We start from the raw sequence: 15,421 nt of genomic DNA on the forward strand, positions 1-15,421 counted from the left end.
CGTAAAAGCATTGAGTTGGGCCCGATTAGGGATGGGTTCTGTAGCACCGATCCGGGTGACTCAGTCCATCGGGCTATGGGGGGGAACAGATCTTCATCCATCGAGGAGCGCGATGCGCAAGTATATTGAAGCGGGAATTATTTCCTTCCTTTTTTGCCTGGTCGCGGGGACGGCGATGACGCTTGTAAAGACGCAGCCAGTGGTCAATCAGGCAGATCCTGCTCCCCAAATACAGGAGGTGAGCGCCGCCCACTCTCCAGCACTTCAGCCCGTTATGCCCGCATTTCGCTTGAGTCCGACCCTGCCAACCATTACTCCAGAGGAAACTCGATCTCAGTCTCTAACTCAGTCTCTAACTCTGGAGGAGAGGACGGATTGGGAAGAAAACTTGGCAGCTACGAGTCTAGAGTCCGTGTGGGATCAACGCTGGGACTTTTCCGACACGTCTCTCTACAGTCCAGAGGCGCGGCAGTATCGCTTGGAGATTGATCCCAGTAATTATGGCGATCGCATGGCACAGGACGTCAATGGCAATCCTGCTCAGCAAGAGATTTTAGTGGTTTTGCATGAAACCACCAGTTCTGCAGAAAGTGCAATCCACACCTTTTTAACCCCGCACCCTCGGGACGAGGATCAAGTTAGCTACCATGCCCTGATTTTGCTCGATGGCCGCATTGTGCATTTGGTGCCGCCGGAGAAGCGAGCCTATGGGGCTGGAAACTCCGAGTTCCCCGGCCCCAATGGTCCGGAGGCGGTGCAAACGAACCCCAACTATCCCTCTTCGGTCAATAATTTTGCCTATCATATTTCCCTAGAAACACCGTTGGAAGCTCAGGATAAGCCCGTGGACTCCCACCTGGGCTACACCTTCGAGCAGTACGACGCGCTTGCCTGGCTGATTCGGCAGCTAGAAATTGACCCGGCACGAATCGCCCTGCACCGGGATATTGATCGCGAACTAGCCCGGGCTGATCCCCGGAGCTTTGATCGAGATTATTTGCTAGCCCTGCTCTATTAAGAATTAGGAAGAATTAGGAAGGGTTCCTAGAGGGGGAGGTCAAGGGATGATCTAGCGCTGATTTCTGGCTCTGCTGACGAAACCCTAGCTGCCCTAGGGGAATTACGATAGGCTGCGATCGCAATCTGGGCACAGGCTTCAGCATCCGAGAGGGCATGGTGATGATCCAGCTGAATCCCCAAAAACTCACAGACATTATTGAGCTTGGTGGGACGTAGTTTCCAGGTCTTGCGAGCCAGTTGCACGGTACAAACAAAGGACTGCAGAGGTTTAGCCAGACCGTAGGAATCACAGCAGGCATACAGCACCTTTTGATCAAATCCTGCGTTGTGCGCCACTAAAAAGTCCGCGCCCTGGATGTACTCCTGCATGAGTGGCCAGACCCGTGCAAAATTGGGCTGATCTCGCACATCATTCCAGCAAATACCGTGAATATGGGTAAATTCAAAGGTCGATCGGGGGGGACGAATCAGGGCATAAAACCGCTGGGTAATCGCGTTACCTTCAACGCGAACCAGACCGACCGCACAGGCACTGTCTCGACCCCGGTCCGCAGTTTCAAAATCAATGGCGACAAAGATAGTCACTGCATCCCTAAGATTGGCTTTACCCTCGGCACCGCCAATCGACGCTATGACCGGCGCTCTAGCGCATCTAGATCAAGGGCCTGAGATCCCCCTTCCTGGAGAATTTGCAGAATTTTGCCGAGCTGGACCCAGAGCAACAGTCCCGTGAACACGGTTAGCACAAGCGCCATGGCAAAGCTCAAAGAGGCGGGAACGCCAAAAATCATCATGCCGCAGCCTAAAAACACGAGGGTCCCCAGACAAATGCCGTAGTAGGGAATGAGCAGCTGCGCGCCTTGAAGCTCCTGCAAAATTCGAGAGGAGCGTGATTTAGACCACAGATCAACCTGCTGTTTTAAGGTTGCTTCAAAGGCTTTGCCGCAAGCAATGGCGGCGAGTAAGCTCGCCACAAACAAAAAATAGGGAGGGTTAAAGAAGTACACAGGTTGAGATCCTTGGATAACTGGATGCGAGCCTCAGCTTGTCCCACTGAAGCCCTAATTGGAACTGCCCATTAAGGCTATCATGGGGGGCCATCCGGAAACTGTTTCCGCTGAAAAGCTTTTCAGCGCCCCCACTGCAGCGCTCCAGAGTTTCTCTGGACTGAGATCTTCCTTGATGAGAGACCAAAGTCGCTGAACTTCCTCGGTATGGAGCCGGTCGTCTTCCACCAGGGCTAGGATGAGCTGACGTCGCAGAAATTTGCCTTCCTCTGACATCAAATATTGTAGGCCCATCCCTGCGGTGGGAATGAGATCAAAGCTTTGATCGGTTTGGGCGATCGCAATCAGATTTTCCAGGCGGTGCCACTGGAATTTACCGTCTTTAAACAGCACCTCTAGGAGGCGGCGTCGAAATTCCGGCGTCTCCTCACTGAGCAGCCGTTGTGCAATGTAGGGATAGCTGACCTCCACAATGCGAAAGTCAGGATTGAGGCATAGAGCTACCCCCTCTTGAGTCACCAGAGAGCGGATGATCAGGGCGAATTTTGCCGGTAGGCGAAATGGATATTCGTAGACCAACTCCGCAAAGCGATCGGTAATGGTTTTGAAATTAAATTCTCGAACGCTGACGCCAATCACGTCCGTGAACACGGTCTCCAGGGCGGGAATAATCGGCGTGATGTCAATGTCCGGCGTCAGAAAACCAAGCTTAATAAAGTCCTGGGCAAGGCGGGAATAGTCATTATTAACCAGATGCACCAGCGCGTCCACCAGGGTTTCCTTGGTGCCCATATCCAACTGGTCCATCATCCCAAAGTCAATATAGGCCATGCGACCATCTGGCAGCGCAAACAGGTTGCCGGGGTGGGGATCGGCATGAAAAAAGCCAAATTCTAGGAGCTGACGCAGGCTAGAAATAACGCCAATGCGAACCATTTCATCGTTCTTGATATTGGCGTCTAGGAGACACTGCGTAGCGGTGAGCTTGACCCCCTCAATCCACTCCAGGGTCAGAACCGTCCGACTAGAGTAGCGGCGATAAATCCTGGGCACTTTGACGGAGGGATATTGCTGGAAGTTCTGCGCAAAGCGCTCCGCATTGCTGGCTTCGTTTTCGTAGTCTATTTCCTCAAAGAGCTTGCCTCCAAATTCATCCACAATCAATGAGAGATCATGGCCGAGATTGAGCGGTAAAAACGGCTCTAGCCACACCACAAGCTTGCGTAGAATATAAAGATCTAAACTAATTTTCGGGACAAGATGGGGCCGCTGGACTTTGACGGCAACTTCCTCACCCGTGTAGAGCCGGCCCCGATAGACCTGACCCAAACTGGCGGCGGCAACGGGCTTGGGAGAAATTTCTTTAAAGATATCCTCTAAGGGTTCACCGAGCTGCTGTTCAATGATGGCAAAGGCCTGAGGGGTGGGAAAGGGCGGCAGCTGATCCTGGAGCAGGGTGAGTTCGTCTAAAAAGTCCTTGCGAACGAGGTCCGGGCGGGTGGAGAGCGCTTGACCAATCTTGATAAAGGTGGGTCCCAAATGGGTAAGCATCTTGCGCAGATGAATGGCACGCCGGATTCTCCGAGCCTCAGAATTACCAAGAATTTCGTCGGTTTGCAGGCCGATAAAAAATCGTAAAAGAGAGGAGAGGATACGAAACGATCGCCAGAAGGTCTGAATTACTCGAAATCGGTAGTACCGAGCAAATTCCCTGGCATCGTATCGTTGAAAAGGCATGGTTCCTGCAAACCTCCGCGATCGCGTGAAGTGGAAGGTGAGTAAAAGATATCGCTTAACGTTAAGAAAACTTAACTTTGCTTTTAGTATATCGCAATACTTCTGGCGTGCAGAGTTAGAGTTTGCCTTGCCAGGCCTGATGGGCATGACGAAGTTTGGCAATAGCTTCATCAAAGGTGTCGACGCAGTGAGGAATCTGGATATCCTCAGGGCTGGCCAGGGGGAATTTCTTATCTAGCATGGATTCTCTGGCCCAGGTCACCAGATCCGCCCACATGGGGCCAATTAAGATGAGCGGGCGATCGCGGAGCTGCTGAACCTGTAGGAGCTGCCAAATCATCAAGGTCTCCAGGGTGGTGCCAATACCGCCGGGCACCACCACGAAGGCATCGGAGCGCAGCACAAAGTGATGCAGGCGACTAAAGAAGGTGCGGTGATGGTAAAGCTGCTCGACAAAGGGATTGGCGTGCTGCTCAAAGTCCAGGTCAATTCGAATTCCTATGGAATCGGTACAGTTGTTGGGATCGGCCTCAACACTCCCTTCGTTGGCCGCCGCCATCAGCCCAGGGCCGCCACCCGTGATAATGTCACAGTTAAGGCGGGTCAGTTCGCTGGCCAGAGAGCGCACCCCCGCATAAATCCAGGAGTCTCGACTCAGACGAGCTGAGCCAAAAATTGAAACGGAATAACGCGATCGCTTAGGCTGCGGCAAGCTGGAGAGTTGATTAACGACCTCCCAGAGTCCGAAGACCGCCGTTTCAATGACTTGGGCATGGTGCTCCTCTGGCGTAATGGGCTCCCCACGCGGAGTGGGACAAACATCCTCCGACACGGGCTTATTTTTGCTCCAGTTTCTGGGTGAGGAGTTGGTTGGCCAGTTTGGGATCGGCCCGCCCTCCGGTCTTTTTCATCAGCTGACCCACAAAAAAGCCCTTGAGCTTTGTTTTGCCGCTGTGGAACTTTTCAAGTTCTTCCGGATGGGCTGCGAGGACCTCATCAATCATGGTGTTGAGCTGATCTGGATCAGAAATTTGGGTTAGGCCTTTTTGCTTCACCAACTGCTTCGGTGACCCGCCCTGACGGAGCAGTTCGGGCAGCAAGTCCTTGCCAATTTTGTTGCTAATGGTTTGATTCTCAATCAGCTCAATCAACTCTGCCAGATCCTTCGGGGTTAGCGCAATGTCATCAATGGACTGCTTTTCATTGTTGAGATACCCGGTAATATCTCCCATAATCCAGTTCGCGGCGGGCTTGGCGGGGGCACCTGCGGCCAGAGTTTGCTCAAAATAGCGCGTTATCCCAAAGTCATCGGTGAGAACACGGGCATCGTAGGCCGACAGTTCTAGATCAGACTCATAGCGGTGCCGTTTCTGAGCTGGTAGTTCTGGAAGCTTACCCTGCCAGGCAGCTAGCTGCTCGGGGGTAACCTCAATGGGAGTCAGGTCGGGTTCAGGAAAGTACCGATAGTCACTGGATCCCTCCTTGGATCGCATACTGACGGTGCGTTGCTTGCCTTCTTCCCACAGGCGGGTTTCTTGCGGAATGGTTTCTCCAGCTTCAAGGGCTTTGATTTGACGATCAATTTCGTAATCAATGGCTCGCTGAATGGCGTTGAAGGAGTTCATATTCTTAATTTCAACCTTCGTGCCAAATTCTTGTTGCCCCACCGGGCGCACGGAGATGTTCACATCGCAGCGCAGCGACCCCTCTGCCATATTGCCATCGCAAACGTCGAGATAGCGCAGAATCCGGCGCAGTTCCTGGGCATATTCTGCAGCCTCTTGCCCGGTCCGCAGGTCCGGCTCAGACACAATTTCACACAGGGGTACCCCAGCACGATTATAGTCCGCCAGGGAAAAGGAGGACCCAGCCAGGCGATCGCTGCCACCGTGGACCAGCTTACCTGCATCCTCTTCCATGTGCAGACGGGTGATACCAATTTTCTTGCGGAGGGGATTCCCCGCCTCATCCAGGAGCTCAATTTCTAACCAGCCGTGCTCTGCAATGGGCAGATCGTACTGAGAGATTTGATAATTTTTGGGTAGATCGGGATAAAAATACTGCTTGCGATCAAATTTACTGTAAGGGCTGATGGTGCAATTCAGCGCCATGCCAGCGCGGACGGCATATTCTAAAACCGTTTCGTTGAGAACGGGTAAGACCCCAGGCATGCCCATGCAAACGGGACAAACGTTTTGATTGGGATCCGATCCAAAGGCTGTGGAGCAATGACAGAAGATTTTAGTGTGGGTGGTTAATTGGCAATGGGTTTCTAGCCCAATGACTGCTTCGTACTGAGTTTTTGTTGCCGGGGCCATAGGGTCTTAAAGGAGAGTAGAGAGAGCGAGGCGGACTAAAAAGAAAGTCCTGGAGAAGAAGGTTCTGGAGAAAGAAGGCCCTTGACTCAGCGCCTAGGGATTAAAAGTTTTCCTGGGGACCGCCACTTTCATCAGCCCCAGAAGCGCTATCGACGTAGGATTCCTCCACAGAGACGGCCGGGACGCTTTCCTCAATATAGTTCTCTTGAGGAGGCTCGTAATAGTTCTCCGGGGGGTCATCGTCATATTGCTCGGCTTGATAGGTCGATTCCTCCCGTCGGCGTGGCTCTGGCGGACGACGGGCTGCTTCAAGGCGGTTGCGTTCTGCCACCCAGGCAGAAATATAGTCCTGCGCTTCGTAATAAAGGGCACGTCCATAGCCAATTTCAGAGGCGCGGGAAATGGCCGTCGAGAGCTGACCATTGCGAGCAAGGGCCTGAGCATCGCTGAGAATGGGCCGATCTTGGGCAATTTGTATTTGGGCAACCCAATCAGCGATCGCATCCTGGGCTTCATCGTAGAGGGCCCGCTCTGGTCCAATTTTTTCAGCAATGCCGATGGCACTGTTGAGATCTCCAGTTTTAGCGAGAGCGAAGGCTCGATCCAGAATGGGCTGGTCTTCGCGCTTTTCAAGCGTCGCGCTCCATTCGGCCATTAAGGTTTGGGCGCGGATGCGTTGGGGGCTTTCTGGCCGAATGCGCTGAACCTCCGCAATGGCAGTTTGCAGTCCCCCGCGATCTTGCCCCTGAGCTAGCTGATTGGCGCGAGCAATGATCTGCCGATCAACCACCGAACCTTGCTGCTTTTCCCACTGGGCAATCAGGGATTGAGCTTGAACCCGACTGGGATGATTCGGTTCGATGAGGGCGGCATGATCAATGGCAACTTGATAACCGCCGGATTGATCAAGGCGAGTAAAGAGTTTTGCAAACTGCATTTGTCCCCAGGCCTGCACCTGCTGTTCCCATTCGCTGGCTTCGGTCTCAACCGTTGCCGTGACTGCGGTGGCGTCAGCTTCTGGAACTTGATCCACGAGGGCGATGGCCTGAACATAGCCCAGTAGGTTCTCGCTTTCAGCCACTTCCTGGGCGCGACTGGCCTGAAGGTAGGCAATAGCTTTTTCTCCAGCCGCTGATCCGGGCGGCACCGCCTGGGAGGCTTTCACGGCAGCTGAATAGTCACCAACACTGTAGTAATAATCGGCGAGTTCCAGCAGCTTCTCACTCCATTGGTCCACGTACTTTTGTAGCTTTTTGCGCGCTAAGCGATTGGGATCGATTTGAGTACTGACCTTAATGGCAGCCTCAATATCCTCCACGGTTCCGTACTGAGCACGGTCGTTCGCTAAATTTAGCTTTCTAAAAGCTTCCTGCTCCACAGACATTTCTGAAATCAGCTTGTCTGCTCGCTTTTGCCAATGGTCTCCCTCAAGCTGCACCAGCTGCCGGAGACGGTCGGTCGCCACGAGCCAATCTTGCTCTTGAACCGCGTCTCGGGCCTCCTCTAGAAGGGCCGCACCGCTTTCCCAATCCTGCTTCCAGTCTTCAATCACGGATCGGGACTCTTTGTAATAGCTACTGCTGGGGGGGACTTTCTCCGCCAGGGCGATCGCCTCTTCGAGCTTACCCTCCTCTAGTGTTTGTTGGGCAACGACTAAAATCGAGCGGGACCAGTCGTTCGAGAGCTTACTCACTTGCTCAAACATGGGATCGTTCTCGTCCCAATTTTTGACCATTTCCAACGCCTTGGAAAGATTTTCGGGATCTTGCTGTCGAGCCGATTGATCTGCGCAATAAAGGCGGCCCGCTTCGGACCAAGAGGCGGATAACTGATTACAGTTTGGAGTTGGCGGTAAGCCAGAGAGCCAAGCGAAGGCCCCGACACTAGTGGTACCAGAAATTCCCAGGGCAATCATCCAGGGCCAGCCGCGAAACTGCACCGCATGCCGAATCCCAGGCAAAGCGTTGAGGTGCTTCCCTACCTTGGCCCAAGACTGGCGAGGTGAAATCCTTGGGCGGCGATGCTGGGCCAGGATTTGGCGGCGTCGCTGCTTATAATTAATCGGCGCAATATCCTTCGAATCAGGTAAATCAGGGTCTGTTTCGGTCAACTGGGTGGACAACGAAGCATCCAAATTGGTGGCTTCGATATGGGTCGTTTCGATATGGGTCGCTTCAAAATCCGGATCCAGGCTGCCCAACATGGAATCGTGGAGGTCAGATCCCGATGGGTCAGGGGGCAAGGCGGCATCCGCTTCAAAATCCTGGACTTGAGGCGAGACAGGAGGAACGGAGGCCTCGGAAGCAGAATGCGCTGGACTGAAAAGAAAGTCGGCACTTTGACCGTTGTTCCCCAGGCTGGGATCTGGATTCATAGGTTCAGGCTTGTTCATGACTGATCGGTGAACTACTTCAGGCGGTAGACCCTGGAGCACTGGTCTGCCGCTGCCAGGGCCGGGGTGCCGGGGGCAACGGACTACTCAAGGGAACTCATACAATTCAGTCTCAATGGCATCCATAATAATGCAAATTCAAGGCAATCCTCACAGGCGATGGGGAGAGTCTTGGGTGCCGCCGCTGTTTTCTAGGTAAAAATGCAAAAAACCCTGCCCCGAGTCAATCTCGATCCTAGGGCAGAGCTTCGCCGTTCAAAATCAGAAAGTGCCCCTGATCTTGAAGGTCGTTGAGGATTAAAGGCAAGGAAGGAAATGCAGCCAGGATCAAGCACCAAGCTGCGCTCCTAAGATGCAGTGGCCTGATCAAAGATTTGTTTAAAGCAGTCTGGGTCGACGGCAGCAAGCTGGGCCAGCATCTTACGGTTAAGCTGAATATCTGCCTGCTTGAGGGCATGCATGAACTGGCTATAGCTCATGCCATGCTGGCGAACCGCTGCATTGATGCGAGTAATCCAAAGACGACGGAAATCTCGCTTGCGCTTGCGGCGATCCCGATAAGCATTGCGCAGGGCCTTCATGACCTGCTGGTTTGCTGTCCTAAATAACTTAGAGTGGGATCCTCGATAGCCCTTAGCGAGCTTGAGAATCTTTTTACGCCGCTTACGGGCGACGTTCCCGCGTTTGACACGAGCCATGGCTTACGTTCCTAAGCAATACAAATTTCAGGGGGAGGGAAATACCGCAACACATGGGTTCGCGGCTTTGTCCGAAGCAATTACCTATGCGTAGGGCAGCATGAGCTGAATATTTTCAGTTTCAGTCTCGCGAACCACAACCTTTTTCCCCAATCTGGACTTTCTGGCGGTGGACTTATGCTCGAGCAAGTGACTTTTAAAAGCTTTACGACGTAAAAACTTTCCACTTCCGCTGCGCTTGAAGCGTTTGGCGGCCGCGCGTCGCGTTTTTAGCTTGGGCATGATAATCCCTACGTTTTGGACACAGTCAAATATCTTAGTGGAAACCCTAGGCCTTGATCAAGGCCTGGATCGAATTATTCAATCTCATGGCGGCTGCATTGAGTTGTCGACCCGCCAAAAGGACGACAGCCGATCATCTCCTTGGCACGCTGAACTGCCGTCCTGCTAGTCTGCCAAGATGCCCCGCTGGCGTAGGTAGTGAATGACTTGATCCACGCACTCTTCCAGGGGGCGATCGCCAGTGTCAATGGTGAGTTCTGGGGTTTGCGGAGCCTCGTAGGGGGAGGAGATCCCGGTGAAATTAGGAATATCGCCTGATCTTGCCCGCTTATAGAGTCCTTTGACATCACGCGATTCACAGACCTCTAGAGCAGCGGCGCAGTAAATCTCTACAAAGTCTCCCGCTGGCACCAGCTGGCGCACGCGATCGCGATCGGACTGGAACGGGGAAATAAACGCGGTTAACGCGATCACCCCAGCATCGGTAAAGAGCTTGGCGACTTCGCCAATGCGCCGGATATTCTCAACTCGATCCGCTGCGGAAAAGCCGAGATCGCCACACAGGCCCTGGCGAATATTGTCGCCGTCAATCACAAAGGTGCGACAGCCCAGCGCATGCAGTTTTTCCTCCACTGCATGGGCAAGGGTTGACTTACCCGCGCCTGATAGTCCGGTAAACCAAAGAATCGCGCTTTGATGGCCATTCTGCTGTTGGCGATGTTCCCGAGTGATGATGGCAGAATGCCAAACGGTGTTAGAAGACTTCATGCTCACAGTATGGATGCTCACAAAATAGGGTGGTTTACAGGGAGAGGGGACGGCTGAGATTCCATTAATTTAGCGGAAGAAGCACCGCGAATGGAACACAATCGGGTATTGAAAGCTCTACTATGAGGGGTGATCCTCACACATCATGGAGTCCTTCCTGCTTCGCTGATCCAGGATAGTTCGCCAGATCCATCAATATTAACGCTAGTCAGTTTGAACCTATGTCTAAACGGTTTTCCTGGATTGTCCCTGAACAGCTCGCTGTGGGATCTTTCCCGGAGGATACATCCGCAGTTTATAAGCTTCGCAAGGAGGGGATCACAGCGGTCCTCACCCTGACCGAAGAGCATGAAATTCTAGTGCCGGACGAATTGAGGCACAATTTTGTCTGGGAGCGCGTTCCCATTCCCGATGGTTATACGGGTGGGATTCCGTCGGTGGAACAATTTGCGCAGGCTATGGGAATTTTGAACCGATGGTCCCAGAAGATGCACTCTATCTACGTCCACTGCCTGGCTGGAGTGGGGCGATCGCCCTCGGTGTGCTGTTTATTTATGGTGTCCAACCAGGGGATGAGCCTTGAGGATGCAATTGCCCATGTCAAGCTGCAGCATTCCTATGCTGCACCGGATGAGCACCAGGTGAGAGTGATGCGAGAGTTGTTGCTCACCTCACGCTAAATCCCACGGGGTCTGCCTTGGACAGATCCCACCATACGGGTTGCACTCAGGGGTCCTGGAAGGCCAGATGCGCAGATCTGCGGAACGCAGAAAAACACTTTAAGCGTAATGGAATATCAAATCTCGACGAACTTCCAGCACCTGATTGCGATCGCCCACAACAACGACCGTGGGTTCATGCTGCTCTGCCTCAACGGGATCTAGCAGGGCGTAGGTCATAATAATAATGCGATCGCCCGGGGCTCCCAAGCGAGCTGCGGCTCCGTTGAGTTCCACCACCCCTGAATGGGGGGGAGCTTCAATCACGTAGGTCATCAGCCGTTCGCCGTTGTTGACGTTGACCACCTGAACCTGTTCATAGGGGCCAATCTGAGCGGCTTGCAGCAGTGCTTTATCAATACTGATGCTCCCCACATAGTGCAGGTGGGTTCCGGTCAGCGTACAGCCATGAAGCTTAGAGCAAAGGAATGTTCGTTGCATATGATGAATCATACCCTAATCCGAGAGGAGTCATGGTGGTGTTGGTCCTGACTCCAGGGCTTAAAAACTTTCCCGATTGGTCACATTGGTTATGGAAGATGCAAATCAGCCTGATTCAAAGCCGCGGTCGTTAGAGGCGGCCCAGGCATCCTTTTTGCAAGGACAAGGTCTCTTTGAACGAGGTGAGTATCGGGAAGCGATTCAGGCCCTGGCTAGGGCAATTGCGCTGGTGGATACAGGATCTAAACTCGCAGGAGAGGTGGGGCTGTGGCTAGCGCTGGCCTATGATGCTGCGGGGGATCGCCAGGAAGCGCTGGGTCTATGCCGCCGCCTGGCCACTAGTCCTTACCAAGAAGTGCGCAAGCAGAGCCGTCGGTTGCTCAGTATTCTGGAAGCCCCGAAGCTATCCGTCAATCCAAACTGGATGACTCAGATTCCAGATCTCAATGCGGTGCAGGGCGAGAGCTATCGTGCTGTGGGGCGATCTGGGGCTTCCGGGGTCAAAGCACCTCACCGTCCTTCTCCCTTTGACCCAGCCTCAGAAATTGATTTCAGCCAGGTTGAAACCCAGGATAACGGGTTTATCGGCGTCGCCTTTGCGCTCAGTATTGCCCTCATCGGTGGGCTGATCTGGATGGGACTGCGTTAATCGATAGCTTGAGCGAAGCCTGGGGACTAAGCATCTGGCCATGGCGGTAGATCGGGCAAATTGTCGCCCTGTATAGATCGGGTCAGGCGCTTGTGTAGGCTCTCTTCGGCAATCTCCACCATGCGATCAATAGAAGTGTTTTGAATAAATTTAGAGGCCGCTTCTCGATAGGCTTGGTGAGGGCAATCGTCGCCTAACACGCAACCGTTCACACATTCAACCGCGCAGTTTACTGTTGGCTCAGCCACGATAGTTCCTCAACTCTATGGTTCTTGTCCCATGATACCGAGCAACCGAGGAGGCTGGAACCGCTGGGGGTGGATTGAGGGAACTAGGCGGTCACCGAGAGGCCCCCAACCAAAATTGAGGGTGAGTAAAAGATATTATTCCACTGATGATCGTTGCCCAGCATCAACACCTGCTGGAGGGCCTGGTAGGTGTTGCCCGAGATCATCACGTCCTTGACGCGCCCGGTAATCTTTCCTTGGCGAATGCGATACCCTAAGTCCACATTGATGGAGAGATCGCCTCCGATACGGCTGTTATCGCCAAGAACCTGGTCCACAAGGATGCCATCACTGAGGGCACCGATGATCTCGCTGAAGGACTTCGATCCAGGCTGAACCACCAGATTGATTAGTTCGGGATGGGGGTATTGATTCAGGGTGGGCCGAAACCCGTTGCCAGTGGTGCCTGAGCCCAGCAACTGCCCTGTTCTAAGGTCAGTGTAAAACAGTTGGAGCTCTCCCTGATGAACCAGTTCCAGGGTTTGGGTGGCCTGGCCTTCGTCATCGAAGGGACAGCTGTAGGGACCCAGGGAGGGGATTTGGGATAGGGTCAGTTGGGGGGAGATCACCGAGGCACCGAGGCGATCGCTCCAGGGTGAGACCCCCTCAATAATTTTTTGAGCATTTAGGGCTGCTTGCAAAGTGGCCCAGAGGGTATCGGCCGCGCGGGGGGTAAATAAAACCGGCACCGCACCTTGAGGGGCAGGAACCCGCTCGGCAGCCCAGGCCAGCCGCTGCTCAATCAACTCAATCAGAGCTTCGGGGTTGAGCTGGTTGCGCTGCACCTGGTCAGCTTCAATACATAGGAAGTCCTGCCCTTTAATTTTCTCAGCGGTGAGCAGTCCCCGGAGGGTGATGTCGGTGTAGCGACACTCCATCCCTGCCGAGTTAATCAGGTGAACATACTCGGTTTCACATTCATATTCAGCACTACAGCTGCAGTCGGCATGGGCGTCCAGGATGCGATCAATGGAGTCATGGCCCCAGCGAATGAGCTGTTCAGCCGGGACCGCCAGTCCGCGATCTAGCTGAGCAGGCTGCATCACTGATGCCGAGAGCGGATAGTCCTGGGGAGGATGCAGTTCGCTAAGGGCAATGGCCTGGGCAACCAGGGTGTCCTGGTCGAAGGGGCCATGGGCCACCGCGAGGCCGGGCCGATGCTGGTTCCAGACACGCAGGGCCATGCCCCCCGATTCAAGATGCTCCAGACGCTTGAGATGGTTGGCTTCAAAGCAGGCCGTATGGGCACTGGTGCGGAGTTCGTAAACCTCTGCAGCTTCGACGTTGGCTGCCATCGCCCGAGCTAACAGCTGCTCTGCTGAGGACGAAGACGCGGCACTCATCGCAGCTTAAACAAGAGAGAGAGCCTGGAGAACCCAGAACCCTGCAAACTCTTGGGATTCCGGGCCAGACTGCACCGCAATAAAGTGCAGATTCGCCGCGGCCTGTTTAGCTTCCTCAAAGGCTATGGCTTCCTGCTGCTGCTGGGCATTGGTCATCCGCGCTAGCAGCCAGCGTTCGCTAATGCCAGTTTCGAGCAGCAGTTGCGGTTTAGGATCTAGCTCGTAGGCGATCGCCGCAAGTTCAAACCCGTTCATCCAGCCCGCCAATGGGACTGCCCGTTTGGAGTAAATCACTAAGCCTGGAATCAACACCTGTTCATCCAAGCGCGCGAGTTCGGGAGGCAGTTGGGCCTGAAAAGCAATAGACCAATCCTGGAGATTCTCCAGGTCTCGCTTCTGAAGCGTCACAAACTGCCAGCCTTCCCCCACCAGAACCGGGGGGAGGGGCTGGGGAGTCGCCGGCTCAAAGGAGGCCGGCGCTGGCATCAACGGTTGGTAACCCGGATGCTGGGGATACACTGACTGAAAGCGCTCCTGCAGCCATTCGTAGAGGGCAAAGGTCCGGCGGCTAGGCTGAGCCGTTAATCGGGCGCTGTCACAGGCGCGACTGATAATGGTGCTCATGGGACGTCGAAAATAACGCACTTGATCGGGCAGTGATCCCGATGCAAGCTGCCCCCCTTCATAGCAGCTGTCTAACGCCTCCAGGATGGCACTGGCGAGCCAGCGAGCATTGGCTTGGGAACCCTGGCAATAGCGAGAAAATTCAAAGGTGCGATCCTCGCTACAGATCAACAGCTCCCACAGCTTTTTCTCGTTGTCATCCAGGATTGGACGGGAATAAAAATCAAGCTCCCAGCTAACAGACATGGATTAAAATGATTTTTCTTTAAGAAATGAAATACAGCAGAATGTATCGCTTGATACAGAAAGCGTTTGCTTGACCTGATGGAATCGGTTAGGTTAAGAAACCTTTTCGCCGAAGAATTTGAACGTTTCCGTTCTAAGCATAGATTGAAGTGTTCCACTTCGTAGCTAACACCTAGTTTTTCGTTGAAGTGAGGGAAAATTTCGTGGTGATGTCTAAATCTAGTTTTGTGGGGGGGAAACCTGCTGCAAAATCCTTTTCATCAGCTTGGCAAGCCTGTATTCCCATTGCCTTGCTGATTGTGTTGTTCTGGGCTGTGGCAGCGGGCGCTCAGGAAGGTGCCTCTGAAGCAGCAGATCCCACAGCAGAACTAAAGGTAGCGCTCGATACCGTTTGGGTGATGGTGGCTGCTTTTCTCGTGATTTTCATGAACGCGGGATTTGGAATGTTGGAGACTGGGTTCTGCCGTCAGAAGAACGCAGTGAACATTCTTTCAAAGAATTTAATTGTATTTGGCCTGTCCACCATTGCCTACTGGGTCATTGGATTTGGCATCATGTTCTCAGACGGCACACCGTTTTTCGGAACAGGCGGTTTCTTTTTAAGTGGGGCTGACAACAGCCCAGCCATGGAAGACGCCTATCAAGGGATTTTTAGTGCCTTGAGTTGGACTGGCGTTCCTCTGGCTGCCAAGTTTCTGTTCCAGCTCGCCTTTGCGGGCACCGCGGCCACCATTGTTTCGGGAGCCGTGGCTGAAAGAATTAAGTTTGTCTCATTCCTTATCTTCAGCTTGATTTTGACGGGAATTTTGTATCCCATTACCGGTCACTGGGTCTGGGGTGGCGGTTGGTTGGCCAACCTGGGAACAGCCTTTGGCGACTTTGCTGGATCA

The 15,421-nt window shown here is 53.5% G+C and carries 17 protein-coding genes; 4 read left to right on the plus strand and 13 right to left on the minus strand.

Annotation, left to right across the window (positions count from 1 at the left end):
- Positions 1-175: 175 nt before the first annotated feature.
- Positions 176-1,018: an N-acetylmuramoyl-L-alanine amidase gene (locus QQ91_RS06585; protein ID WP_236096104.1), complete on the plus strand. Its 843-nt coding sequence runs from the start codon at positions 176-178 to the stop codon at positions 1,016-1,018.
- 26 nt (positions 1,019-1,044) lie between these two features.
- On the opposite strand, the gene QQ91_RS06590 is transcribed toward QQ91_RS06585, so the two are convergent.
- From QQ91_RS06590 to cysC, 9 genes are all read right to left on the minus strand, one after another.
- Positions 1,045-1,605, minus strand: coding sequence for a 3'-5' exonuclease (locus QQ91_RS06590; RefSeq protein ID WP_166281275.1), 561 nt, complete (start codon positions 1,603-1,605; stop codon positions 1,045-1,047).
- Between the two features lie 44 nt (positions 1,606-1,649).
- The gene (locus QQ91_RS06595) at positions 1,650-2,027 is read right to left on the minus strand and encodes a hypothetical protein (protein ID WP_166281277.1); all 378 of its coding nucleotides are present in this window, start codon (positions 2,025-2,027) and stop codon (positions 1,650-1,652) included.
- 54 nt (positions 2,028-2,081) lie between these two features.
- Positions 2,082-3,764, minus strand: a complete 1,683-nt coding sequence (locus tag QQ91_RS06600) for an ABC1 kinase family protein (RefSeq protein ID WP_166281279.1) — start codon at positions 3,762-3,764, stop codon at positions 2,082-2,084.
- Positions 3,765-3,879: 115 nt separating this feature from the next.
- Positions 3,880-4,596: an LOG family protein gene (locus tag QQ91_RS06605; RefSeq protein ID WP_250833276.1), complete on the minus strand. Its 717-nt coding sequence runs from the start codon at positions 4,594-4,596 to the stop codon at positions 3,880-3,882.
- 4 nt (positions 4,597-4,600) lie between these two features.
- The gene (gene gatB / locus QQ91_RS06610; protein WP_166281281.1) at positions 4,601-6,082 is read right to left on the minus strand and encodes an Asp-tRNA(Asn)/Glu-tRNA(Gln) amidotransferase subunit GatB; all 1,482 of its coding nucleotides are present in this window, start codon (positions 6,080-6,082) and stop codon (positions 4,601-4,603) included.
- A 100-nt stretch (positions 6,083-6,182) separates the two neighbouring features.
- Complete coding sequence (locus QQ91_RS06615; RefSeq protein ID WP_201277368.1) at positions 6,183-8,474, minus strand: hypothetical protein; 2,292 nt, start codon at positions 8,472-8,474, stop codon at positions 6,183-6,185.
- A 347-nt stretch (positions 8,475-8,821) separates the two neighbouring features.
- Complete coding sequence (gene rplT, locus QQ91_RS06620) at positions 8,822-9,172, minus strand: 50S ribosomal protein L20 (protein ID WP_166281285.1); 351 nt, start codon at positions 9,170-9,172, stop codon at positions 8,822-8,824.
- Positions 9,173-9,256: 84 nt separating this feature from the next.
- Positions 9,257-9,454, minus strand: a complete 198-nt coding sequence (gene rpmI / locus QQ91_RS06625) for a 50S ribosomal protein L35 (RefSeq protein WP_166281287.1) — start codon at positions 9,452-9,454, stop codon at positions 9,257-9,259.
- A gap of 165 nt (positions 9,455-9,619) precedes the next feature.
- A complete protein-coding gene (gene cysC / locus QQ91_RS06630) occupies positions 9,620-10,222 on the minus strand; it encodes an adenylyl-sulfate kinase (protein WP_201277369.1) in 603 nt (200 codons plus the stop codon).
- Between the two features lie 221 nt (positions 10,223-10,443).
- On the opposite strand from cysC, the gene QQ91_RS06635 reads away from it, so the two are divergent.
- A complete protein-coding gene (locus tag QQ91_RS06635; protein WP_166281291.1) occupies positions 10,444-10,902 on the plus strand; it encodes a protein-tyrosine phosphatase family protein in 459 nt (152 codons plus the stop codon).
- A 99-nt stretch (positions 10,903-11,001) separates the two neighbouring features.
- On the opposite strand, the gene panD is transcribed toward QQ91_RS06635, so the two are convergent.
- Positions 11,002-11,382, minus strand: coding sequence for an aspartate 1-decarboxylase (gene panD / locus QQ91_RS06640; RefSeq protein ID WP_166281293.1), 381 nt, complete (start codon positions 11,380-11,382; stop codon positions 11,002-11,004).
- A gap of 91 nt (positions 11,383-11,473) precedes the next feature.
- Between panD and QQ91_RS06645 the strand changes: the two genes are divergently transcribed.
- Positions 11,474-12,031 carry a tetratricopeptide repeat protein gene (locus QQ91_RS06645; RefSeq protein ID WP_236096105.1) on the plus strand — a complete coding sequence of 186 codons (558 nt, stop codon included), beginning with the start codon at positions 11,474-11,476 and terminating at the stop codon, positions 12,029-12,031.
- A 26-nt stretch (positions 12,032-12,057) separates the two neighbouring features.
- On the opposite strand, the gene QQ91_RS06650 is transcribed toward QQ91_RS06645, so the two are convergent.
- The 3 genes from QQ91_RS06650 to QQ91_RS06660 form a co-directional block, all read right to left on the minus strand.
- A complete protein-coding gene (locus tag QQ91_RS06650; protein WP_250833277.1) occupies positions 12,058-12,279 on the minus strand; it encodes a hypothetical protein in 222 nt (73 codons plus the stop codon).
- Positions 12,280-12,362: 83 nt separating this feature from the next.
- Positions 12,363-13,661 carry a TldD/PmbA family protein gene (locus tag QQ91_RS06655; RefSeq protein ID WP_166281295.1) on the minus strand — a complete coding sequence of 433 codons (1,299 nt, stop codon included), beginning with the start codon at positions 13,659-13,661 and terminating at the stop codon, positions 12,363-12,365.
- Positions 13,662-13,667: 6 nt separating this feature from the next.
- A complete protein-coding gene (locus QQ91_RS06660; RefSeq protein ID WP_166281297.1) occupies positions 13,668-14,531 on the minus strand; it encodes a Tab2/Atab2 family RNA-binding protein in 864 nt (287 codons plus the stop codon).
- 209 nt (positions 14,532-14,740) lie between these two features.
- Here QQ91_RS06660 and QQ91_RS06665 point away from each other — a divergent pair.
- A partial coding sequence (locus QQ91_RS06665) for an ammonium transporter (protein WP_375340941.1) occupies positions 14,741-15,421 on the plus strand: 681 nt, incomplete at its 3' end.

The sequence above is a fragment of the Lyngbya confervoides BDU141951 genome (assembly GCF_000817775.3).
In the GTDB taxonomy this organism is placed as follows: Bacteria; Cyanobacteriota; Cyanobacteriia; order Thermosynechococcales; family Thermosynechococcaceae; genus Lyngbya; species Lyngbya confervoides.